General features: G+C 53.8%; 15 protein-coding genes and 2 pseudogenes. 7 read left to right on the top strand and 10 right to left on the bottom strand.

The genetic code is table 11. From position 1 onward, the window contains the following. Positions 1–153: 153 nt before the first annotated feature. Positions 154–3357 (bottom strand): type II CRISPR RNA-guided endonuclease Cas9, encoded by a 3204-nt coding sequence (gene cas9 / locus IR141_RS09200; RefSeq protein ID WP_135036314.1) that lies wholly within the window; start codon positions 3355–3357, stop codon positions 154–156. A gap of 327 nt (positions 3358–3684) precedes the next feature. On the opposite strand from cas9, the gene IR141_RS09195 reads away from it, so the two are divergent. From IR141_RS09195 to IR141_RS09180, 4 genes are all read left to right on the top strand, one after another. Then, positions 3685–4737 (top strand): low specificity L-threonine aldolase, encoded by a 1053-nt coding sequence (locus tag IR141_RS09195; RefSeq protein WP_135036311.1) that lies wholly within the window; start codon positions 3685–3687, stop codon positions 4735–4737. Positions 4738–4739: 2 nt separating this feature from the next. Then, positions 4740–5351: a YigZ family protein gene (locus IR141_RS09190; RefSeq protein WP_135036308.1), complete on the top strand. Its 612-nt coding sequence runs from the start codon at positions 4740–4742 to the stop codon at positions 5349–5351. Between the two features lie 345 nt (positions 5352–5696). Continuing rightward, the gene (gene purD, locus IR141_RS09185; protein WP_135036305.1) at positions 5697–6968 is read left to right on the top strand and encodes a phosphoribosylamine--glycine ligase; all 1272 of its coding nucleotides are present in this window, start codon (positions 5697–5699) and stop codon (positions 6966–6968) included. 950 nt (positions 6969–7918) lie between these two features. Next, positions 7919–8485, top strand: coding sequence for an L-threonylcarbamoyladenylate synthase (locus IR141_RS09180; RefSeq protein WP_187001709.1), 567 nt, complete (start codon positions 7919–7921; stop codon positions 8483–8485). A gap of 191 nt (positions 8486–8676) precedes the next feature. Here IR141_RS09180 and IR141_RS14220 read toward each other — a convergent pair whose 3' ends face one another. The 3 genes and pseudogenes from IR141_RS14220 to IR141_RS13475 form a co-directional block, all read right to left on the bottom strand. Further along, a complete protein-coding gene (locus tag IR141_RS14220) occupies positions 8677–8838 on the bottom strand; it encodes an ATP-binding protein (protein WP_135033440.1) in 162 nt (53 codons plus the stop codon). 110 nt (positions 8839–8948) lie between these two features. Continuing rightward, positions 8949–9101 carry an ATP-binding protein gene (locus IR141_RS14215; RefSeq protein ID WP_368665554.1) on the bottom strand — a complete coding sequence of 51 codons (153 nt, stop codon included), beginning with the start codon at positions 9099–9101 and terminating at the stop codon, positions 8949–8951. A 367-nt stretch (positions 9102–9468) separates the two neighbouring features. Continuing rightward, positions 9469–9861, bottom strand: a pseudogene (locus tag IR141_RS13475) (FMN-binding negative transcriptional regulator). 382 nt (positions 9862–10243) lie between these two features. Here IR141_RS13475 and IR141_RS09155 point away from each other — a divergent pair. Further along, positions 10244–12442 carry a UvrD-helicase domain-containing protein gene (locus tag IR141_RS09155; RefSeq protein ID WP_135036293.1) on the top strand — a complete coding sequence of 733 codons (2199 nt, stop codon included), beginning with the start codon at positions 10244–10246 and terminating at the stop codon, positions 12440–12442. 19 nt (positions 12443–12461) lie between these two features. Here IR141_RS09155 and IR141_RS09150 read toward each other — a convergent pair whose 3' ends face one another. The 5 genes from IR141_RS09150 to IR141_RS09130 form a co-directional block, all read right to left on the bottom strand. Continuing rightward, the gene (locus IR141_RS09150) at positions 12462–13058 is read right to left on the bottom strand and encodes a 5-formyltetrahydrofolate cyclo-ligase (protein ID WP_135036290.1); all 597 of its coding nucleotides are present in this window, start codon (positions 13056–13058) and stop codon (positions 12462–12464) included. A gap of 305 nt (positions 13059–13363) precedes the next feature. Then, complete coding sequence (lysS, locus tag IR141_RS09145) at positions 13364–14875, bottom strand: lysine--tRNA ligase (protein ID WP_135036288.1); 1512 nt, start codon at positions 14873–14875, stop codon at positions 13364–13366. A gap of 580 nt (positions 14876–15455) precedes the next feature. Then, positions 15456–15722 (bottom strand): hypothetical protein, encoded by a 267-nt coding sequence (locus IR141_RS09140; RefSeq protein WP_135036285.1) that lies wholly within the window; start codon positions 15720–15722, stop codon positions 15456–15458. Then, positions 15685–16611 carry an ABC transporter ATP-binding protein gene (locus IR141_RS09135; protein ID WP_135036283.1) on the bottom strand — a complete coding sequence of 309 codons (927 nt, stop codon included), beginning with the start codon at positions 16609–16611 and terminating at the stop codon, positions 15685–15687. The genes IR141_RS09140 and IR141_RS09135 overlap by 38 nt, the downstream gene beginning before the upstream one ends. Then, on the bottom strand, positions 16608–18146 hold the full coding sequence (locus tag IR141_RS09130; RefSeq protein WP_135036280.1) for an ABC transporter permease/substrate-binding protein: 1539 nt from the start codon (positions 18144–18146) through the stop codon (positions 16608–16610). Before IR141_RS09130 ends, IR141_RS09135 begins: the two co-directional genes overlap by 4 nt. A gap of 178 nt (positions 18147–18324) precedes the next feature. On the opposite strand from IR141_RS09130, the pseudogene IR141_RS09125 reads away from it, so the two are divergent. Beyond that, a pseudogene (locus tag IR141_RS09125) lies at positions 18325–19084 on the top strand (IS1595 family transposase). A gap of 372 nt (positions 19085–19456) precedes the next feature. Here the strand turns inward: IR141_RS09125 and mutS are convergent. Next, positions 19457–22078 carry a DNA mismatch repair protein MutS gene (gene mutS, locus IR141_RS09120; protein ID WP_135036277.1) on the bottom strand — a complete coding sequence of 874 codons (2622 nt, stop codon included), beginning with the start codon at positions 22076–22078 and terminating at the stop codon, positions 19457–19459. A gap of 905 nt (positions 22079–22983) precedes the next feature. On the opposite strand from mutS, the gene IR141_RS09115 reads away from it, so the two are divergent. Then, positions 22984–23896, top strand: a 913-nt coding sequence (locus IR141_RS09115; protein WP_135036274.1) for a hypothetical protein, incomplete at its 3' end; no start/stop codon positions are given.

Here is a 23896-nt window from a genome sequence, read left to right as displayed (position 1 = left end):
CGGTACGGGAACTGTATCGTCTTGTTGGATCAGCAAGTGGTTTTGCTGTAACGACAGGCGGGCAGGTTTGCTAATAAGGATACTGCGCCAGCTCATAAAATTCCCTTTATAAAAAGGCCGTCTGAAACGGTTTTCAGACGGCCGGGTGATGATTTATCGTTTGATTTTTAAGGCAGGGCGTTGCTCAGGTTTACACAGGCGGATTTCCTTGCCTAAAGGATCGGTTTGGTATTTTTTGATAAATAATTGGTTTTGCGTGCTGATACGGAATTGCTGCTCCTTGGCACCCTTATCATGGGAGGCAATCCAAAAACGACCGTTCGAACTATCGCAAGTTATGTAATAAACCAGTTGTTCCTCCTCAGGATTACCGTCTTTCGGGAAGGAAATCAAATCATATTTATGCAAACTAAAACAGAATGTATAAGTTTCATCAATTTTATATCCTCGGCAATCTAATAACGGCAATACTCCTTTCGCTATTTGCCACGCATACACAGGGACAACAAAATACTGTATTCTGCCGCTTTTATTTGCTTTTTGATAAACATCAGCACGCACCATATCACCGTTTGTATCCGTAATCCCATGACGAACAGCCAAACCGACTTTCACTCTATCATCTTCCACCCGCACCGATTTTACCAACGGGCCTTGTTCCCCGTTTTTCGTAGGTTTGTAAAACGGCTCGGCAAAGGCTTTCTTGGGGTCATCGTTAAATTCAGCCAGCCTTTTTTTCAATGCTTGATAAAACTCAGGCTCACGGTTGGCTGTATAGCCGGCAATATTCTCAATATCTTTGGTTTTCAAAGAAGCCAGCGGTTTTTTCACCACACTGATATTTTCAGACAGGCGTTTGGCAGATTTGATGGTTTCCAAATGCCCCTGCCCGGTTGTTTTACGGTTGGGCGCGCGGGAAACAAACAGCGGAGCAACGTGCTCGTGCAGCGCCTGCGGGCGGGAGTTGAGTTTTTCTGCCAACTCTTCGCGCGGATGGTCGCTGAACACGCGGATCATCACTTCCTGCCGGAAAAAATCCCACGGTTGCGGAATGCGCTGTTTGACTTCGCCCGTTTCTGTGTTGACGGTTTCCAGCGATTCGCGCCGCTTCATGGCTTCGGTGATTTTCTGCTGCATCGATACGGTGGAGCAGGCCACCACAACGGCATCCAAAGCATGATGACGGTCGTTTTCTTCACGCACTTTGCGCAAGCCCCACAAACCGCGCAGCAAAGCGGTGATTTGTCCGTTTGATGCAAACACCCGCCGCTTGTCTTTGCCTTCCAAATGCAGGTTATTCTCGATAAAGCCGCACAAAAAGCGGGCGATATAGCGCGTATCATTCAGATTGCGATCGATAAAATCCTGCTCGTTGAGTTTGGCCGTCTGAATCCGCTGTTTTTTCGCATACGGAAAATGGCAGCCCGCCACCCGGGCTTGAAATTCGCGCCAGCGCTCACTGTTGCTTGCACCATCAAGATATTCGTAAGGCGTTTGGCTGCGCTTTTTCTGGTTTTCGCTGCCGAGCACCAAAACCTTATTATTGAAGCTGTCGTCCCAAGTGCGCGAAAACGGCAGCGCATGATCGATTTCCACATAGCCTTTTTCGTTCAGACGGCTCAAATCCAACGGCAGGCCCGAATACAGGCATTTGCCCTGTTGTTGATTGTAAAGCCGCATTTTCAGAATATCCCGCCCTTTGGGCTCGCCTGCAAAGTGGGGGAAATATTCTTTGAACTCGTCTGCTGCGCGCTCGCGCTCTTTGCGGTTTTCCTCCTGCCGTTTTTCGATTTCCTTGCGGTCATCCCATGATTTGCCCAATTCGCGCGCGGTTTCGATATGCACGCGCAGCGGCGAACCGTAGCGGCGGATAACGGCATTAACCACCTTGCGTGCCTGCGTGAGTGTGCGCAACACTACCGGATTGCGGATATCGTTGCCGTCAATCACCGGCAGCACCAAGCTGTTTTGTTGTATTTTTGCACCATAATGGTTACCGTAAACTTTTGTGCAGGCCTCGTCATAGCGCAGCCCCTGTTCCATCAGCGGCAAAATCTTGCGCAAAGCACTAAGCGAAAGTTGAATGAATTTATCGAAACCGATGCCTTTCAACAAGGCTTCCAATACCTTTTCGGGCAAGGCCAAATCGGCTAAGGCCGTCTGAATGTCGTTGTCGGTTTTATAAAGCGAAAATGCCGTGCCGATTGCATCAAGCACTTCAGGGTTGCGGATGCGGTTTTCCCATTCGCCTTTCAAACCTGCTTTTTCCAAAACGGTGCGGATTTTGTGGTAGGCCTTCATTTCCATCAGCGCGCCGCTTTCGGCTTTCAGGCCGTCTTCGCTTTTGCCGTAGCGCAGCCCTTTGAATACCGCGCTGTCGGGCAGATTCAATATTTTGCGCACTTGCTTGTAAGTCAGCTTGGCCTTTTTATATGGTTCGTCCAGCAGCAGCTTCCGCTCGTGTTCGTTTAACGCCCGCTCTTCGCCGTTGTGCAGAATGCGCAGATTGTTCAGCCTGGTCAGCCAAATAAAGCGCTCCGCGCTGTAGGTGTGTTTTGCCGCTTTATATTCCTGCGGCTCAAAAGTGCAGTGCCCGAGCATTTTCAACACCGCACCGTCTTGCAGTGCGGCGCGCTGTGTCATCAGCAAAGAATCGACTTTGTTTTCCAACTCCGCAGAGGCAAACGGATTGCCCAATCCGCGCTGTTTGGCAAACAGCAGATGCAGCTCTTTTTGCAAATCCAAGCGGTTGAAGGTGTGGGCATAATCGCCGCCTTTATTGCGAAGGTGGCCGCTTTGTACGGCGAACCGTTTAACTGCCAACTCCGCCGGAGTCCGGTATTGTTCGGGATTATCTGCCAGCAATTGGCGGTTTTCCGCCACTCCTGCCAGAAGTTTGCCCAGCTCCTTATCTTCCGTCTGCATCTCGTTTTTACGCTGCGACAGGTAACCGCGGTGTTTGACCAAATGCAGCAGCACCGCCGCCCATTCTTTTTCAGCCAGTTTTCTGTCCAATCCTTCCACACGCAACTGCCAAGTATTGACCGGCATGGCAGCAGGCAGCCCATCGGCCGCAAAATCTGCCGCACTCAGCAGCCCTTCGCGTTTCAACAGGCGGCGCAGACGCAGCAAACGGTGGGCGCGGCGGCGGATTAAACGGCGGATACTGCGCGCCTGCCGCCTTGTCGCCGCCAACGATTTGCCGTCTTTGGGCATTTCCGCACGCTCAAACACCCTCACCCCGCAATCCAGCAGACCGATAGGATATTCGTTTTCATCTGCCAATACCAATGCCCAACCGACCGAGGCGATGCCCAAATCCAAACCGAGAATATATCTGTGAGCGGGTGTTTTCATTTTTTCCTCGTCAATAATCCAATAATAATATTGTTAAAAAACAAATGAATCATAACATCAACCAACATAACGCAGGAATATTTGACAACCATCGGGGCGGTGTTTATACTGTACCGCATTGTTGCACTACGAGATGAGAGCCGTTGCTACAATAAGGCCGTCTGAAAAGATGTGCCGCGACGTAAAATACTTTATAGTATGAGCCCCCGATCGGATTTCCGGCCGGGGGCATCGTCTTAGATAATCTGTTAAAATCCGCCCAACGAAACAGGCCGTCTGAAAAGGTTTCAGACGGCCTTTAATCCCTATACTCCCTGAAAGATCGGCATGAACCTGCTGCATAATCCCGATGCGCATTCTTTCGCTTCCGACAACTGTTCCGGCATCCACCCCGATATTTTGGCCGCGCTGGCGGCGGCCAACGGCGGCCATGTGGGCGCGTATGGCAACGATCCTTATACCGCACATCTGCAAACGCTGGTCAAACGGCATTTCGGCAAACAAGCCGAGGCGTTTTTGGTGTTTAACGGCACGGGCGCGAATGTGTTGGCTTTGCAGGCCTGCCTGCCGCGCTGGGGAGCGGTGGTGTGTGCCGAAACGGCGCATATCCATGCAGACGAAAGCACCGCGCCGCAAGCGGTGGGCGGCTTCAAGCTGTGGACGGTTCCGGCGGAAAACGGCAAACTCACGCCCGAGCTGATTGCCCGCCATGCGCACGGCTACGGTTTCGAGCACCGCGCTCAGCCGTTAGCAGCGAGCATCACGCAAAGCACAGAGCTGGGCACGGTCTATACGCCGCAGGAAATCTGCGCTATCGGCGTGTTTTGCCGCCAACACGGCATGGTGCTGCATATGGACGGCGCGCGCCTGGCCAATGCCGCCGCCGCGCTGGGTGTGCCGCTGCGCGAAATCACCACGGATGCGGGGGTGGATATTCTCTCGTTCGGCGGCACCAAAAACGGCTTGTTGTTCGGCGAATGCGTGGTGGTTTTGAACCCGCAAAAGGTTTCAGACGGCCTCGGCTATCTGCGCAAACTCAATCTGCAACTGGCTTCCAAAATGCGTTTTATTTCTGCGCAGTTTATTGCGCTGTTGGAAGGGGATTTGTGGCGCGAAGCCGCGCAGCAGGCCAATATGATGGCCAAAAGGCTTTCAGACGGCCTGCAAAGCATCGGCGGCGTGGAATTGGTTTACCCTGCCGAAGCCAATGCCGTGTTTGCGAAACTGCCGCAGGGCGCGGCAGATAAAGTGCGCGGCCATACGGATTTTTATGATTGGGACGAACAAGGCACATCGCGTTTTGTGTGCAACTTCGACACCCACTGCAGGCATATCGATGCGCTGCTGGCAGCGGTGCGGCAGGCGGTGGGGGCGGTATAAGTATGAATGCCACGGTTTACCACACCATCGCCGCGCCGGTGCAGGCCGAACTCAAAGACAAAGGCAGCCGCTTTATTGCCTTCGCTTATCCTGTGAAAACCACCGAAGCTGTTAAAAACTATGTCGATGCCCTGCGCGAGGCACACCATAAAGCCCGCCATTGGTGTTATGCCTACCGTTTGGGCACTGACGGCAACACTTTCCGTGCCAACGACGACGGCGAGCCTTCCGGCAGTGCCGGCCGGCCGATTTTAGGGCAGATTGATTCGGCGGGGCTTACTGATGTGTTGGTGGTGGTGGTGCGTTATTTCGGCGGCACCCTGCTCGGCGTGCCGGGCTTGATCCACGCCTATAAAACCGCCACCGCCGAAGCATTGCAATTGGCTGAAAAATTAGAAAAAAATATCGAAAAAACGGTTTGGCTGCGCTGCGGCTACCCGCATTTGAACGATGCCATCCGCGTTGCCAAACAACATCAGGCAGAAGTGGTGGCGCAGGATTTACAGCTCGACTGCCGATTAACGGTGAGCATTCCGCTGGCCAACTACGCCGCCTGCCTGGCAGCCTGGGAACAGACGCGCTCAATTGAAATACAGCCTGAAGAGGCCGTCTGAAAGAAAACATTGGCAACCCAAAACAAGCAGGCTGCTCAAAAGGCACCGGGCAGCAGTATATCGCAAACCCGCTCCATCTCTCCGTTACGGCGTTGCAGCCTTGGCTAAAAAGGCGGCCACCCAAGCGGCAACAAAACCGGTTCCGTGCGGTTTATACTGCCTGCAGCTTGCCCTGTGCCGGAAATAAAGCGGATTCACTGACGCCACGGTTTTTTGGTAGATAGTCATACCTTGCGGAGGGCAGGTTGGCGCAAATACTGCCCGACCTGATACTGTAAAAACGCCTCAAACCCGCTATCATGCCACGCTTGAGTGTGCAAATATTTTTTAAATCAAGGAATCATAATGAAATTGCTCGTTATCGGCAGTGGCGGCCGCGAACACGCCCTAGCTTGGAAGCTCGCCCAATCCCCCAAAGTAGAAGCCGTTTTTGTCGCCCCGGGAAACGCGGGCACGGCAGCCGAACCCAAACTGTATAATCTGTCGCTCACCGCCCATGCCGATTTGATTGATTTCTGCCAACGCGAAAATATCGCCTTTACGCTGGTCGGCCCCGAAGCACCGCTGGCCGCCGGCATCGTTGACGATTTCCGTGCCGCCGGTTTGAAAATTTTCGGCCCCACCCGCCATGCCGCACAATTGGAGAGCTCGAAAGATTTCGCCAAAGCCTTTATGTCCAGACACGGCATCCCCACCGCGCAATACCAAACCTTTGAAAATGCAGAAAAAGCCCACGAATATCTCAACCGAAAAGGCGCACCGGTTGTGATTAAGGCCGATGGTTTGGCCGCAGGAAAAGGCGTGATTGTGGCGATGACGCTAAAAGAAGCCCACGCTGCCGTTGACGATATGCTGCTGGGCAACAAAATGGGCAACGCCGGTGCGCGGGTGGTGATTGAAGATTTTCTGCAAGGAGAAGAAGCCAGCTTTATCGTGATGGCAGACGGCAACAATGTATTGCCGATGGCTACCAGCCAAGACCACAAACGCCTGCTTGATGGCGATAAAGGTCCCAACACCGGCGGCATGGGCGCATACAGCCCCGCGCCGGTGGTTACGCCTGCCGTATATCAACGCGCCATGAACGAAATCATCTTGCCCACCGTGCAAGGCATGAAGGCAGAAGGGCATGAATTTACAGGTTTTTTATACGCAGGATTGATGATTGGTGCCGATGGCGCGCCTTACACCATCGAATTCAACTGCCGCTTCGGCGATCCCGAAACCCAGCCGATCATGAGCCGTCTCGACAGCGATTTTTCGGATTTGGTGGCCGCCGCCATCGAAGGCAGGCTGGATACCGTTACCGCCAAATGGAGCCCGCAAACCGCTGTCGGCGTGGTGCTGGCAGCGGAAAACTACCCCGAAACCCCAAAAAAAGGCGACATTATCAACGGTTTGCAGCAAGCCGGCCAAATCGGCAAAGTATTCCATGCCGGCACCGCCGCCGGTGAAACAGGTGAAATTCTCACCAACGGCGGGCGAGTGTTATGCGTGGTCGGCCTGGGCGATGGTGCAGCCGCTGCGAAAGCCAGGGCTTATCAGGCGGTGGAGAAAATCCGCTTTAACGGCATGCAATACCGCACGGATATTGCCGACAAAGCCGTTCACCGCTAAATATTATTCAAACGGCAATAAAAAGCCGGGGGATTTACATTTTTGATGCCGGGCAGTTTTGGTTTTTTTCGCCGCAACAGCTGTTTGCAGTTTTTGAATATTCCGGCAATTCTGCGGTTTTAACGCATTTTCCGGAATGATTAACAAGCCTTACCCCCAAACAAGGCTTATGCTAACAATGAAAAGTGCAAACAACGCCGGGCTTTCCAACATTTCAGGCCGTCTGAAACAGTTTCAGACGGCCTGAACGGCTTTCGCAACAAACCGGTGCCCGCCCGAAAAAGATGGTTTGCAGTTATCCCGGATTAGGCAGACAGCCACTGTTTCTTTTCAGGCAGGCATTTGCCTGCCGTATCAGCGGTAGCGCTTTTGAACGGCTTCCGGGTAAAATTTTGAAAATTTAACTGCACAAAAGGTCGATTTGCCATTTCTGCTCAAATATCAGTCCGAACCTTAAAATTAAATAGTATTTTATTTCAACAATTTAAAAATTGTGGGTTGAATTTCTGCCGGCTTAAAGGGCATACAATGGTTTGCAAAACCGGTAACAGCAGTGGGTATGTTCAGACGGCCTAATAATTGGCAGGCATCGGTACGGTATTTACATCTTAACCCAAGAGAGCGGTTGCGCAGGGCGAAACAGCAGGCCGCCCAAGCCGATGGTGCGAGCGCACCGCCGGCGGTTGCCTGCCCTTTTGTATCGAGAATACACCCGCTACCCGCCATAAGCCGGTTTACAAAGCGGCAGGCCATCTGAAAAAGCTGTTGGCCTACCGCATTTATCCGGCCCGGATGGCTCAGATTATCAGACTCATCTGCACCTCTATTGTTTCCTATACATAAAGCATCGCCTAACTAATATGTTGCCCACCGGCAAGGGGTTACACCCTTCCAACCGTTTCACCTTGCCTTACCTTAAAAGACGAGGCCACAACCGAAAAAGAAAAATGATGAAAACAGCGCGTATTCTTTCGGCTGCCGCCCGGGCAGGGTTGGCAGCCCATCTGAAACAAGGCGGTTTGGTGGCATATCCCACCGAATCCTGTTACGGCATCGGCTGCCTGCCGTATCATACTCGGGCGTTGAAAAAATTAGTATGCCTGAAAAAACGCCCGCAAAACAAAGGTATGATAGTTATCGGCAACAGTTTGGCACAATTGCTGCCTTTGCTGGGGCGGCCGTCTGAAAGCATGACGGCGATGTTGGAAAACCAATGGCCTGCGCCGGAAACGTTTCTGTTACCCTGCCGCCGTTTGCCGCTGCTGTTGCGCGGACGCGGGCGCAGCAAGCTGGCGGTGCGGGTGCCTGCTCATTCAACAGCGCGGCAGTTGTGCAAGGCGTTGAATACGCCGCTGGTTTCCACATCATGCAACCGCGCCGGCGGCAGACCCTGTAAAACCGAGCGCGAAGCACGGCGCTTGTTCGGCCGCAGTGTGCGGGTCATCGGCGGACGCATCGGCGGCAGGAAAACACCAAGCCGGATTATCGATGCAGAAACCGGACAGCGTTTGCGTTAGGATACGCAGCAGGGAAAAATTAAAGGCAGGATTTCAGACGGACTCAATTTCAGCCAATGCGGTGTTAGTTTAGGGATTGTCTTGGAGAATTAGACCAAATTGCTTCTTACTAATTATTTTAAAATAGATAATTGAGACTTATTTACTACTTGCCAACAGTCATCTAAAAGTGCACCACTTTCAAACTGGCATCAGCAACAGTTTTGAAACCTGAAAGACTCATTGTCCGTTTCAATCGGTTCGCAACGGTGCAGCAACCTGTCTATTAAAGCCTGCGTCATGGTTTCGTCTCCGAATACACCCCCCGTTTCGCAAACACCGGATTGGCTAACCGGCCAAACTGACTTTCTCATGTAAAGGACCCAGTAGGTTAAACAACAATACCCCCGCTTTTTGGGCTGAATAGCAAATAGCCCGGTTCGTCCAATATCGGAAGATCATACTGTCCAACTGCCTAATCATTTTATCTTCCAAACCGGTACAGGTCTTTCTCCAAATGGTTAACCAAATCCAATACGTTGAAGTACCTTACCCGAAACCCTTTCGAAGCCGTGTGCAGACCGATAGCCGTTGCCAAACGGCTTTTGCCGGTTCCTGCTCCTCCAATAAAAATAATGTTGGTTGCGGATATAATCGTTTTCCATCAGTAGACGGATATGACCTTAGTCTGCCTCGGATTGTCGAACTGAAAGTCTTCCAAGGCTCTATGTTGTGCAAATTTTGTTGCCTTTATCCTAATACCCGATACTGCGGATACGCCTTTGGGTTATTCCCCTTTTTCTGTGTACCCCACCATATTTTTCAGACGGCCTATGTTATAGGTTCGGTGCAAAACGCGTGATATTTTGTGTCATTGTTTCCACTGCTGGGTCGGGTTGGTCGGACAAACTGCTCAGTACGCCGTTGTGGGTTTCTGTGCTTTGGTTTTGGTTCAGTTTATAGGCAGCTTCCACATTTTCAACTGTTAATTCAAAACATTTCAATTATTTATATATCACTTGAAGATAATCTTGCGGTGCATCGGTAAGCTGCCACGGGTGTGGCAGGGTTGCTTCGTGGATACGGCTTGATTCGGCGAGAATGGCATAACCAGTGTCGGCATCATCAATCAGCGTCAAATACCCTTCCAAATGTACTGCCTGATAATTTCAGGTCGGCACGGCTTTGTGGTCGCGCTGTTTGCTCGGATACCAGTTGGGCGAGATATAGCGGCCGCTGTCTTGAAATACTGCCAGCCAGCGGTTTTCTGTGCCGGTGGCCTGCCAAACGGGGTTGGTCTCGGCAAAGTGGCTGTGAAGTGTGCCCCATTTGCTGCTGTTGTCGTGCCGGTTAAAGCGGGATATGAGCGGCCTGCAAATGGTTTTGCTGTGTTTCACCACCGGCGTGGCGGGCGGGTAGGCGGCGGATTTCGGTGGAATCGGTTTGGCGGAATTGGGCGAAAATAAATATCGGGTGTCTTTTATCGATATAGGTTTGCGAGCCGGTTTGGTGCGCAAAATTATAGAAGCAGGCCGTCTGAAAAATAAACCTTTTCGTTTTAAGACGGCCTTATCCATTACAATAGCGTGAAGCCATTTTATTTCCGGCACCGGCAGCAAGCGGCAGACCATACGGAACCGGTTCTGCTGCCGCTTCGGCGGCTTGCCAAACCGTTCTCTTCGAGCAGGGGCGCAGTCAAGCCGTAGCGGAAACAATGTGGATTCATGATAATGCCCATCTTTTATTTTTCAGACTATTTTTCAGACGGCCTGCTTTTTTATGTTTTCTCAAAATCCATCTGTATCCCTGCTACAAGGCTTGAACCCCGAACAACTCTCTGCCGTTACTTGGCCGCCGCAGTCTGCGTTGGTGTTGGCGGGCGCGGGCAGCGGTAAAACCCGTGTGCTCACCACCCGCATTGCCTGGCTTTTGCAAAGCGGCCAGGCCGGTGTGCACGGCATTTTGGCGGTAACGTTCACCAATAAAGCGGCCAAAGAAATGCAAACCCGCCTGGGGGCGATGAGCCATGTTAACGTGCGCGCCATGTGGCTGGGCACGTTTCACGGCCTGTGCCACCGCTTTTTGCGCCTGCACCACCAAGCCGCCGGCCTGCCTTCTACTTTTCAGATTCTCGACAGCGGCGACCAGCTCGCCCTAATCAAGCGGCTGCTCAAGCAGCTTAACATTGCTGAAGAAATCATTGCCCCGCGCTCGCTGCAAGGCTTTATCAACGCCCAAAAAGAAAGCGGCCTGCGCGCCGCGCAGCTTTCTGCGCCCGATGCGTACACCCGGCGCATGATTGAGTGTTACGCGGCTTATGATCAAACCTGCAACCGCGAAGGGGTGGTGGATTTTGCCGAGTTGATGCTCAGAAGTTATGAAATGCTGCAGGCCGATGAAACGCTGCGCCTGCACTACCAAAACCGTTTCAACCATATTTTGGTTGATGAGTTTCAAGATACCAACAAACTGCAATACGCCTGGCTCAAGCTGATGGCCGGCGGGGGCGCGGCTGTGTTTGCGGTGGGTGATGACGATCAGTCTATCTACCGCTTCCGTGGCGCGCATGTCGGCAATATGACTGCCCTGATGCGCGAATTCGGCATTGAGGCGCCCATCAAGCTCGAACAAAACTACCGTTCAGACGGCCACATTCTTGCCGCCGCCAACGCGGTGATTGCCAACAATGCCGAGCGGCTGGGCAAGAATTTGCGCACCGAAGCCGAAAGCGGCGACAAAATCCGCTTTTACTGCGCCCCCGTTGATTATGATGAAGCGCAGTTCATTATTGACGAAGCCAAATCGCTGCAACGCGAAGGCCGCCGGCTTGATGATATGGCGGTGCTCTACCGCAGCAATGCCCAGTCGCGCATCATCGAACAGGCTCTGTTTGCCGCCGGCATGCCCTATAAAATCTACGGCGGGCTGCGTTTTTACGAGCGCCAGGAAATCAAACACGCGCTGGCCTACCTGCGCCTGGCCGTCAGCCCTGATGACGACAACGCCCTGTTGCGCGTGATCAACACCCCGCCGCGCGGCATCGGCACCCGCACCATCGAAAACATTCAGGCCGCCGCCGCAGAGCAGGGTGTTTCGCTGTGGCAGGCTGCCTGCGGTATGGGCACGAAAGCCGCCAAAGTTGCTGCCTTTGTGCGCCTGATCGAAGGCCTGCGCGCGCAAGCCGCCAATGTATCCCTACAGGAAATGATGCTTGCCGTTACCCGCGACAGCGGCCTGGTCGAATACTACCAAACCCAAAAAGGCAGCCACCAAGACCGCTTAGACAATCTGGACGAACTCATCAATGCCGCCGTTGCTTTTAAGCCGTCTGAAAGCAATTTTGAAATTCTGCCCGACAACGCCGAAAGCCCGCTATTTCCCATTCTCGCCTTTTTAAGCAATGCCGCGCTCGAATCGGGTGAAAACCAGGCCGGTGCCGGCGAAGAAGCCCTGCAAATGATGACGGTGCACGCCGCCAAAGGCTTGGAATTTGATGTCGTTTTTCTCACCGGCATGGAAGAAGGGCTGTTTCCCAGCGAATACAGCCTGGCCGAACGCGGCGGCCTCGAAGAAGAACGCCGCCTGATGTATGTGGCCGTTACCCGCGCCCGCAAACGGCTTTATATCAGCATGGCCCAACAGTGCCTGCTGCACGGTCAAACCCATTTCGGCATCGTTTCGCGCTTTGTTGAAGAGATTCCGCCTGAAGTGCTCCACCGCCTTTCGCCCGCCCCGCAGCGCGCCGGCGGATCTGCCGGTGTGTCGAAGAAGGCCGGCAGCCGCGTTGTCGAAACGTTTGGCGCGCCGCAGCAATACCACGGTTTTACCATCGGCCAAAACGTGCGCCATGCCAAATTCGGCACCGGCGTGATTATCGATGCGGTGGATAAAGGCGGCTCGGCAAGGCTGACGATTAATTTCGGCAAAGAAGGGGTGAAAGATTTGGATACTGCGTTTGCCAAGTTGGAGGCCGTCTGAAAAAACATGTGCAGGCGGATTAGGCGGGCCTGGCGGGAAAATCTACCCTGCCTGCTTCGCTGACGAATGAATCCAGCGCAATATCGTGTGCTTCGTGCGGCAGGCGGGCGCACATCTGGCAGGCAAAGCCGGTGCCCACCGTGTGCGGTTTCAGACGGCCTTTCAAGGCTGCCAGCGTAACATCGTAGTAGCCGCCGCCATGGCCCAGCCGGTAGCCCTGCCGGTCGATGCCCACCAGCGGCACCAGCAAAACGGTGAGGCGGTGGGCGCGGATTTTTCTGCCGCCGAATTGCGGGATGGCCAAGCTGCCCCGGCTGTGGCGGCGTTCGGCCTTGCGGCTGTCGGCCTGATAAGGGGTGAACCACAGCCGCAGCGAGCGCGGTTCGATATAGGGCAGATAAAGTCGGGCGCCGCGCGCTAAGGCCGTCTGAATAAAACCGCCCAGCCGCAGCTCGCTGCCCACCGGCCAATAAATGCCGATGCGGGCGCGGCGGCGGATATGGTGTTTCAGCAAACAGTTGGCGGCGCGCTCGGCGCGTTTGCGTTCGCTTTTGCCCAGCGACTGGCGGGCGCGGCGCAAACGGCGGCGCAGCCCGGCTTTATCTTGCATGTTCATTTCAAACGGCCTTTGTGTGTTGGGGCGGGGTATCGTGAACCCTCTTCGTTTCTGTTACGGTGTTGCTGTATCTCGACCCCAAAAGCATGGTTTGGCAGGCCGCTTTAGCGCGCGGCAGCAGGGCCGGCTCCCTGTTGTTTGCGTTTGCCGCTGCCTGCTGCCTGGTGATGAAGATGGGGCGGATTCGCTGTATTGTGCATTAAGTTCAATTGCTGCGGGGTTTCAGGTTGGTGCCTTTGCAAGTTATTCAGGCCGTCTGAAATGTATGTTCAGACGGCCTGCGGTTTGCCGCAATGCGGTGCTGTCTATTCGGGGCGCATTTGCGGAAACAGAACCACATCGCGGATAGAGGGCGCATCGGTGAGCAGCATCACCAAACGGTCCAGCCCGATGCCGCTGCCGCCGGTGGGGGGCAGGCCGTATTCCATGGCGCGGATGTAGTCGGCATCATAGTGCATGGCTTCATCGTCGCCGGCTTCTTTCTGCGCCACTTGCGCTTTGAAGCGGGCGGCCTGGTCTTCGGGGTCGTTTAATTCCGAATAGCCGTTGGCCAGCTCGCGGCCGACAACAAACAGCTCGAAGCGGTCGGTTAAGCCGGGTTTGGTGTCGGAAGCGCGCGCCAGCGGCGAGACTTCTACGGGGTAGTCGATGATAAAGGTGGGGTGCCACAGTTTGCTCTCGGCGCAGCCTTCAAACAGCGCCAGCTGCAGGCTGCCGATGCCGGGCGCGGGCGGGATTTTTTCGCCGTGTTTCACGATTTCCTGTTTCAGCCATTGGGCATCGTTTAACTGATCATCGGTGTAGTGGGGGTTGTGTTTTTTTATGGCTTCGAGAATGGTCAGCCGCTCGAACGGGCTTTCCAAATCGACTTCTTGGCCGTTGTAGCGGATTTTGGCGGTGCCGCACACTTCCCGGGCGGCATGGCGGATCACGCTTTCGGTCATTTCCATCATGCGCTCGTAGGTGCAGAAGGCTTCGTAGAATTCCATCATGGTGAATTCGGGGTTGTGGCGGGTGCTCATGCCTTCGTTGCGGAAGCTGCGGTTGATTTCAAACACGCGCTCCAGCCCGCCCACCACCAGGCGTTTCAGATAAAGCTCGGGGGCGATGCGCAGATAAAGCGGCATATCGAGCGCGTTGTGGTGGGTTACGAAGGGTTTGGCCGCCGCGCCGCCGGGAATCGGGTGCATCATCGGGGTTTCTACTTCGAGATAACGCTGGCCCGCCATATAGTTGCGCACGGCCTGAATGATTCGGCTGCGTTTGATAAAGGTGTTGCGCGAATCGGCGTTGGTAATCAAATCGGCATAGCGTTGGCGGTATTTCTGCTCTTGGTCGGTTAAGCCTTTGTGTTTGTCGGGCAGCGGGCGCAGCGATTTGGTGAGCAGGTGCAGCTTGGCGGCGCGCACGGTCAATTCGCCGTGGTTGGTTTTGAACAGGGTGCCTTCCACGCCGATGATGTCGCCCAAATCCCAATGTTTGAAGGCGTTGTGCGCTTCTTCGCCCACGCCTTGATTGTTTACATACACCTGAATCTGGCCGCTCATGTCTTGCAGAGTGGCGAAACCGGCTTTGCCCATGGCGCGTTGCAGCATCATGCGGCCGGCGATTTTCACGGGGATTCCCTGCGGGTCGAGCTCGGCTTTTTCAAGACGGCCGTATTGCGCCTGCAAATCGCCGGCAAAGGCATCGCGGCGGTATTGGTTGGGAAAGGCAATCCCCTGTTGGCGGATTGCATGGAGTTTTTCGCGGCGCAGGGCGATGATTTGGTTTTCGCTCAATTGCGGCTCTTCGGGGTGTGGGGGCTGTAGGCTCATGGGAAAGGTTCCGGAAAATGCAGGCACACCGGCCTGATAATGTTGAATTTTGGGCGGTATTTTACGTGATTCCGGCTGTTTTTTCTATGCGCCCGGCCGTCTGAAAAATAAATTTTCAGACGGCCGGCATAAAAATATACAAGCTGCACGGGTGGTGTGCGGCTGCCCCGAAATATGGCAATGTATCCAGATGCCCATAGCTGTGGTGAACCCCCTTCGTTTCCGGCACAAGGCAGGGGTAAAAACTGTGCGGAGCCGGCGCTGCTGCCGCCCGCAGACAGGTAAAGCCGTTGGCTTTGCCAAGACGGCAACGCAACGAAAAGGAAAGGAGGTTCGCCATGCGCGCGCGGGGCTTTGCAAAAACACCTTAAGGCCGTCTGAAAGCTCCAATGCCCCGGTTTGCGCGAAGGCGGGGTTTGAATGAAACGATTGAAGTTTGGGTCAAACACATTGAAACGCTCCAATTGCTGCTGCCTGCACGGGGTAATTCGGCAGGCTGGCGCAGCGGCGAAACTGATGGCGGCAAATAAATTTCCGGCAGTATTTTTTGAATGTTGCAAAGGTTTCGGCTTTGAAACGGCTACGGCACCGGCCTGCCTGTAACCCGCTGCCCGCGCTGTCTGCGCTCTGCCGCTTTGTGTTGGTTTCGGCAGGCTGCGGGTAAATGATTCGGGGGCAGGGTGGTTTCAGACGGCTGTTTCAGGCTGTCTGAAAACCCATCGGGCGGCGATTGAAGATGTAGCGCGGGCTGTTTCAGGCCGTCTGAAAACTTTTCGCCCCGGGTTGGCGGGTGTTTGGAATATTCGGTTTTAACGGTTTTGACGGTTGTGCAGATAGTCGAACACACGGCTGCCATCGATTTCGCCCAAGCCGCGTATGCGCACCCTCGGGTGGCGGCTCAGCAGCGCAAAAAGCTCGGAAACATTGTCATCGGGATCCAGCTCGGGCAGATTGCCGCTGCTGAGCGGCAACAGGTTGGCGATTTGGCTGATTTTGCCGTAATCGGTATGTTCACTTTGGAAAAACGAGCGCACAAATTCGTTGGCGGGCCGGGTTTGCAGCTCTTCGGGCGTGCCTGTTTGCTGTAGTTTTCCGTCCTGCATAACGGCGATGCGGCCGGCCAGGCGTTGCGCTTCGCTCATGTTGTGGGTAACGAATATGATGGTGGTGGACAAGCGGCGGTGGATGTCGGCCACCATTTCCTGCAAGGCGTTGCGGGAGAGCGGGTCGAGCGCGCTGAATGGTTCGTCCATCAGCAACACATCAGGTTTGGCGGCAATGGCACGCAAAATGCCGATGCGCTGCTGCTCGCCTCCGGATAATTCGCGGGGATAACGGTGGGCATATTTGGCCGGCGGCATGCCGACCATTTCCAGCAGTTCTCCGCTGCGCCGGCTGCGTTCGGTTTTGCTCCAGCCCAAAATATCGGGAACCAGCTCGATGTTTTGTTTCACTGTCATGGTGGGAAACAGGGCAATCTGCTGTAAAACATAGCCGATGCGGTGGCGCAGGCGGCGGATGTCGTAATCTTTGATGCGCCGGTCGTTGAAATAAACATTGCCTTCGCTGGGCTCGGTGAGTGCGTTAATCATTTTGAGGGTGGTGGTTTTGCCGCAGCCGGAAGGGCCGACCATCACGAAAAATTCGCCTTCGAAAATGCTGAGGTTCAAGCCGCTGATAACGTGTTTATTGCCGTAATGTTTGCCGACTCCGCGAAATTCGATAATGGCTTTCATGGAGCCTCCTTACGCAACAATTTATGGGTGGTGAGATAGTCGGCTGCAACTTTGGCCGGCGTTTCGCCGTTGTTTTTTACCCGGTTGTTCATTTCTGACATCTCTTCTTCGCTGATTTTGCCGGCCAACCGCTCGAGCGAACGAACCACTTGCGGATGCCGGCGGGCAAATTCGGCCCTCATCAGCGGCGCGCCTTGATAATGGGGAAACAACTGCAAATCGTCTTTGAGCAGTTGCAGGCGGTGGCGGCGGATTTCGGCATCAGTCGAATAGACGTCTATCAGATCGACACGGCCGTCTGAAAGCGCACTGTAGCGCAGCGCAGGCTCGATGCCGGAAACGTGTTTCAGCCGGATATGATGGGTTTCTGCCAGCCCTTTATAGCCGTCTTGCCGGTCGATAAACTCCAGCGTGAACCCGGCGCGCACATGGTTTTTTACCTTGGCCAAATCCGAAATGGCGGCAAGATTATGTTTTTGCGCATACGCCTGCGGCAGCGCCAGCGCATAGGTGTTTTGATAGCCCATCGGCTCCAACAACAGCATTTTATATTGTTCGGCCAGCAAATCTTTGGCCAGCCGGTAGGTTTGTTGCGGGCTGGAAATCCGCTCCTTATTCCCTGCCGGCTGCTCGACCAGGCTCTCCAATACGGTGCCGGTAAATTCGGGATAGATATCGATTTCGTTGTGTTTGAGCGCGTTAAACAGAAAACCGGTTTTGCCGAAATTCGGCTTCAACACCACTTGAATATTTGGATTTTCATTTTCAATCAGCATCTTATACATATTGATTAAGATATCCGGCTCGCTGCCCAATTTGCCGGCCACCACTACTTGACGGTCGCCGCCCCCGCTGTTCCACCACTGCACTCCCGCCGACAGAGCCACCAAAAAAACGGCCATCCCCAGCGCACGGCCGGCTTTTTTGCGTTGCAGACGGTACACCAAACCGCTCACGCCCACCGCCAGCAATGCAGAAGCGGCCGCACCGATAAAAGTGAGGGCCATATTATTGCGGTCTATACCCAGCAAGATAATGTTTCCCAAACCACCCGCGCCCACCAATGCTGCCAGCGTGGCGGCGCCGATAATCAGCACGGCCGCAGTGCGGATGCCGGAAATCATCGCCGGAAACGCCAAAGGCAGCTCCACTCTAACCAGTTTCTGCCAGCGCGACAGCCCGAAAGCGGTGGCTGCTTCTTTGATAGCTGGGTCGATTTCAGAAAAACCCAAGTAAGTGTTTTGGAAAACAGGCAACAAGGCATAAAGGGTTAGCGCAATCAATGCCGGCGGAGCGCCGATGCCGACAAAGGGAATCAGCAGCCCCAACATTGCCAGCGAAGGAATGGTTTGCAGGATATTGGTGAGCTGCAACACAGCTTCTGCCTGTTTGCGGCGGCCGGAAAACCACACCGCCAGCGGCACGGCAACCGCTACCGAACACAGCAGGGCAGCCAGAGAAATCAGCAGATGCTCCAGCGTGGCAGTGATCAGTTCGTTTTTGCGCTCCAGCAGGGTTTGCAGGAATATATTCATATAGAGGGGTGTTTTTTAAGTGTGTGAAAGCCGGCATGAAGGCAGGCAGTGGGCGGGCAGTATCGACCGGGCTGAAAACGGCTGGTTTATTGATGCCTGGATTATGGCATAAGCCAAAGGCCGTCTGAAGAATTATTTAGGCTCTAGACTGGCAGAATAGCTCTGTTAGCCTGGAAAAATGAAATATAACACCAAGTTAAGTGACCATCAGCTCAAAAAATTATCAAGCATTTTTGTGTCGGTATAGAAGCCTCAAAAACCGCTTTGCCGACAGGCTTCAACCGCAATACCATCAACCACCGGTATCGCATTTTCAGGCACGAAATATACCGCTGCCAAAGCGGGTAAAAAGACCTGTTATACGGCAGCATGGAGGTCGATGAAAGCTATTTTGCTGTCAAACGGCAGCGCGGTTTCCATGGCAAGTCAAAGCGTGGCAGAGGAACGCTTAAACAACCGTCTTTGGTATTTTCGAAAGAGACGGCAGGGTTTATACCGAAATCGTTCCTGATTGTAAAAAGAAAACACTTCAAGCTGTTATATTGGGAAAGGTCTCTCTGGAGGGTGTTGTTTATTCTGATAGCCGGCGCGGTTACAGCGGCCTGGTCGATGCGGGCTACTCTAAACATTTGCGCGTTAATCACGGACAAAATGAGTTTGCGGATGGTACCGGGCACATCAATGGTATTGAAAGCTTCCGGAGTTTTACCAAACGAAGGCCCGCCAAATTCAACGGCGTAACCAAAAACTTTGATTTGCACCTGAAGGAATGCGGATGGCGATGGAACCGGAACTCTGATGAACTGGGTCACCAACTTTGGGGGCTTTTTAAAGTAAATTTATATAAAGCTGCTAGTCTAGAGCCTGATTTAAAATATTTTACAGTAAAAACAAACCTGTGGCGCAAAAAAGACAACACCGGGCAGGGCAGCAGTTAAATTTGGCATTCTGTAAAGTGCGTGAGTATAATTGCCGTCAGCAACTTTTCATAACTGTTTATCCTTTCGGAAAACACTTCGGCCCTTGTTTACAAGGGCGTTTTTTTGCCTGCCGTTTTCAGACGGCCTTTGCTCGCAAAAATTTTAGATTTTTTTGCCAACCATTGCGGCCTAACCGGCTACTTCTTTCAAACGGTAGAGCATTTCCAGGGCTTCGCGCGGCGACAGTTCGTCCGGGCGGATGGCGGCCGGCATATCCGGCGTGGGGCTGGCTCGGACGATCGTTTTTCGGGTTGCGGCCGTCTGAAAAACTTTCCGTGCCGTTAAAACTACTGCCGCTGTTTTCAGACGGCCTTTGCCTGCAAAAGTTTTTCAGGTTTCTTTTCCAACCATTGCGGCCTGTCCGGCTATTTCTTTCAAACGGTAGAGCATTTCCAGGGCTTCGCGCGGCGACAGTTCGTCCGGGCGGATGGCGGTCAGCATATCCAGCGCGGGGTTGGCCGGCGGGCTGTTTTCAAAATTGCGGTCGTCTGAAAAATTTTCCGTGCTGTTAAAGCCGCCGCCATCGTTTTCAGACGGCATCATATTGAAAATATCCATCTGCGGGCGGCCGGCGGCGGCCTGTGCTTCGAGTTGGTTTAGGTGCCTGCGGGCGGATTTGAGCGCGCGCGCGGGCAGGCCGGCGAGTTTGGCCACGGCAATGCCGTAGCTTTTGCTGGCGGGGCCGGGCTCAATGTGGTGCAGAAACACGATGTCCTGCCCCTGCTCGAGCGCCGAAAGGTGCATATTGACGGCACCGGCGTGCGCTTCGGGCAGGCGGGTCAGCTCGAAATAGTGGGTGGCAAACAGGCTGAACGATTGGTTTTTCTGCAACAGGTGTTCGGCAACGGCCTGCGCCAGTGCGAGACCGTCAAAAGTGGAAGTGCCGCGGCCGACTTCGTCCACCAGCACCAGCGACTGTTCGGTGGCGTGGTGCAGGATGTAGGCGGTTTCGCTCATTTCCACCATAAAGGTGGAGCGGTTGCCGGCCAGATCGTCGCTGGCACCGATGCGGGTGAAAATCTGGTCGATGGGGCCGGTTTTGGCGGCATCTGCCGGCACGAAGGCACCGGTGTGCGCCAACAACACGATTAACGCCACTTGGCGCATATAGGTGGATTTGCCGCCCATATTGGGGCCGGTGAGCAGCATCAGGCGGTGTTTGTGGTCGAGACCGGTGTGGTTGGCGGTAAAGTGGTGTACCTGCCGCTCGACCACAGGGTGGCGGCCGTTGTTGATTTCAATCAGCGGATAATCGGCAAACTCGGGGCAAACGTAGCCGCGTTCTTCGGCTTGGCGGGCAAAAGTGGAGAGAACGTCTAGCGAAGCGGCGGCTTTGGCGGCTTTCTGCAATTGCGGCAAGGCCGTCTGAAGCTCTTTGAGCAGGGTGTCGTAGAGTTGTTTTTCAAGCGCGAGCGCCTGTTCTTGCGCGCTTAATACTTTGTCTTCAAAGGTTTTTAATTCGGGGGTGATGAAGCGTTCGGCGTTTTTCAGGGTTTGGCGGCGCTGGTAGTCGGCGGGCGCCTGTTCGGCCTGCACTTTGGATAATTCGATATAAAAGCCGTGCACGCGGTTGAATTCCACTTTTAAGGTAGACAGGCCGGTGCGTTCGCGTTCGCGCGCTTCGAGGGCGAGCAGAAATTCATCGCCGTGGTTTTGAATATGGCGTAATTCATCTAATTCGGGGTGGAAGCCGTGGTTGATCACGCCGCCGTCTTTCAGCCACACGGCAGGCTCGGGCAGGATGGCCGCTTGCAGCTTTTCAGCCACTGGCAGGGTTTCGGGGAACACATTTTGCAGGGTTTGCAGCAAGGCACTGCTGCCGGCGGGCACCGGCGTTCCGGCCAGCACAAAAAGGCTGTCGCGCAGGGCGGCCAAATCGCGCGGGCGAGCATTGCCCACGGCGATGCGGGCGGCAATGCGCTCAATGTCGGCTACGTTTTTCAGACGGCCCTGCACATCGGCATGGTGGTTTTGCAGTTCCATCACTGCCTGCTGACGCGCCTGAATGTGGCTGCGGTTGCGCAGCGGATGGTGCAGCCACAGCTCAAGCAGGCGGCTGCCCATATGGGTGGCGCATTCATCAAGCACCGAAAACAGCGTGGGCGATTTTTTGCCGGTGAGTGTTTGGGTGATTTCAAGATTGCGGCGGGTGGCTGCATCCATGCCGATATATTGGCTTTCGGTTTCGAGCGAAAGGCCGTCTAAATGCTGCGGCAGGCTGTTTTGGGTGAGACGGATATAGTTGAGCAGCGCGCCGGCTGCGCCAACGGCTTCCGCGTGTTCTTCGATATCGAGGCCGAACCCGCGCAGATCTTGGCTGCCGAAATAATCGGCGAGCAGCTTGGCAGCAGTGTCGGCGGCAAACTGCCAGTGGTTGAGCCGCGTGATGTTGGCCGCCCGGATATCGGGCACGTTTCTGCCATCGGGCAGCAATATTTCCGCTGGCTGCAAACGCGCCAACTCATCGGCCAGCTTTTGCGCGCCGGTGAGCTTGGCTTTGAATTCGCCGCTTTGCAGCGAAGCCCAGGCCAGCCCGATGTGTTTTTTTCCGGCACACACGGCAACAATGCGGTTGGTTTCTTTGTCTTCCAAAAAAGCAGAATCGGTGAGCGTGCCGGGGGTAACGATGCGCACCACTTTGCGCTCCACCGGCCCTTTGCCCGCGCCCACTTCGCCCACCTGCTCGCAAACCGCCACGCTTTTGCCCATTTTCACCAGCCGCGCCAGATACTGCTCGGCGGCGTGAAACGGCACACCCGCCATTTTAATCGGCTCGCCGTTCATCTGGCCGCGGGTGGTGAGGGTGATATCGAGCAGTTTTGCCGCCTCTACCGCATCATCGAGAAACAGCTCGTAAAAATCGCCCATGCGGTAAAACACCAGTTTGTCGGCATGGCCGGCTTTGATGTCGAGATATTGCTGCATCATCGGGGAAACGGCGGGTTTGGTCATGTTCAGACGGCCTGTGCGGGTAGAAAAGGAGGGCTATTGTAGCAAAAGAAAGAAAAGCTTAGGCCGTCTGAAAACATTTCCCCGGCGGGAAACTTTTCAGACGGCTTTTGGTCTTTATTCGAATTAATAATAATGTTTATCCTCTGAAATTCGACATTTAAAGGAGAGAAGAAATGAACTTATATAAAAATATCGACAGTTATTCTGGATTTGTCGGTTGGAATACGGCATCCAACATATTCGATACATTCAACCCAAATGAATGGCAGCCTGTTTCCACCCCAAAAGCATCGGATTATGTTCCGCTTCCCACACCTGCCGCACCATCAGCAACAGACTATATCCGTACACAGCCATATCCAGAATCATCCGTTACCAAACTATCAACACTCGATACGCTGCCCGTAATGGAAACTACCCTTAGCGGCGGAAAGCGCTACAGTGTAGAAGAATTACAGCAAATTGGCAGCAAATCAAGGGAAGAGATTATCGAATTTTTTAAAAATATTGGTGGAACAGCCACGGAAACTATAGAAGAAGGTAGAGTATTTACATCTTATTCTAGCCCCTTGCTTCCCGGCAAAAGCATTTCTCTAAATGATAAGGGAGATCTTTTTTGGATAACAAGCTATGCAAAATCTCCCGAAGATATATATATCATTGGGAGTAAAACTACCACTCTCACTGACAGCGAAATTGTAGCAATTATAAACGCCCAAAACAATTTGTCCCCTCAGGCCGAAGACTATGTTTCCGTAGAAACCGCATTTGCAACAGAGAATAGTAACACTGAAATCCCCACCAATCTCCTAACCGAAACCGCCACAGTATTGCGGCCGGATATTGCCCCTGTTTCACCCATTACCCCCCAACTACCTACAACCGTGCCTGTAGGAAATCCCGTTATGGCAGAAACCCTGTCCGCCACTCCGGCAGAAACTGCACACACTGCTAACGATACCTCCGAAATAGCCGCTCAACCACAAAACCCCAACCCGCTCAACCAAAGCATAGACGCGGCCGGCAATGCCGCCGCCCTTGCCCAATCTGCCGTTGCCAACCCGCATCAGGCCTTTTTGGCCGAAGCCGAAAAATTCAAAAACAGCGCATCGTTGAAACACGATTTGGCTTCGGGTTTTTCGCAAACCATTATCGAATTTGAACAAGGGCATATCTATGACGAGCGCAGAGCCTACTATGCCGGCAACCGCGAAGCCCTGAACGAGGCGGTAGAAAAAATCCGCACCGATGCGGCAGAACTGACGCAGAAGCACGGCGAAGCGGCGGGCAAAGCCTATCTGCTCGGCGGCATTGCCAAAATAACCGGCACACTGGGCAACTTGGCCGATGCCTACGAATTGGGCGACCGCATCAGCAAAGCCTCTGAAAACGGCAACTGGGATCCCGTGGCCGCGCAGGTGGCCAAAATTGCTGCATCGGCTGCGGCTGTTAGCGGCAATACGGCAATTGCTAGAACAGCCGGGTTACTTCTTATGGGAGCAGGTTTCTCTGCCGGAGTTGTTACTGCTGCTACTTTAGTAGTAGGGGTAGGACTTACAATTGCAGCTTTAAAAGGTGCTGAAGCCTTAGATAAAGAAATTTCCAATGCCAACCGGTTTGGTTTCAGCAGCAATGGTGAAGACAAATACACCGATTTAGTTGTATTCGGCAACCACAGCCACAGCGGCGACACCAAACTTGCCGCCAAAAGCGTAACCCTGATCGGCAGCCACCGTTTTGAAAATCTCGAAATCGACAGTGAAGATTTGGCGGTGATCGGCGATATCGATTCAAACGGCAAACTTATCCTTAATGCCG

The sequence above is a fragment of the Neisseria sp. 19428wB4_WF04 genome, assembly GCF_015235335.1.
GTDB classification, from domain to species: Bacteria; Pseudomonadota; Gammaproteobacteria; order Burkholderiales; family Neisseriaceae; genus Neisseria; species Neisseria musculi.
The sequence above is the reverse complement of the archived record's forward strand: the minus strand, read 5'-3'. Positions and strand labels throughout refer to the sequence as shown.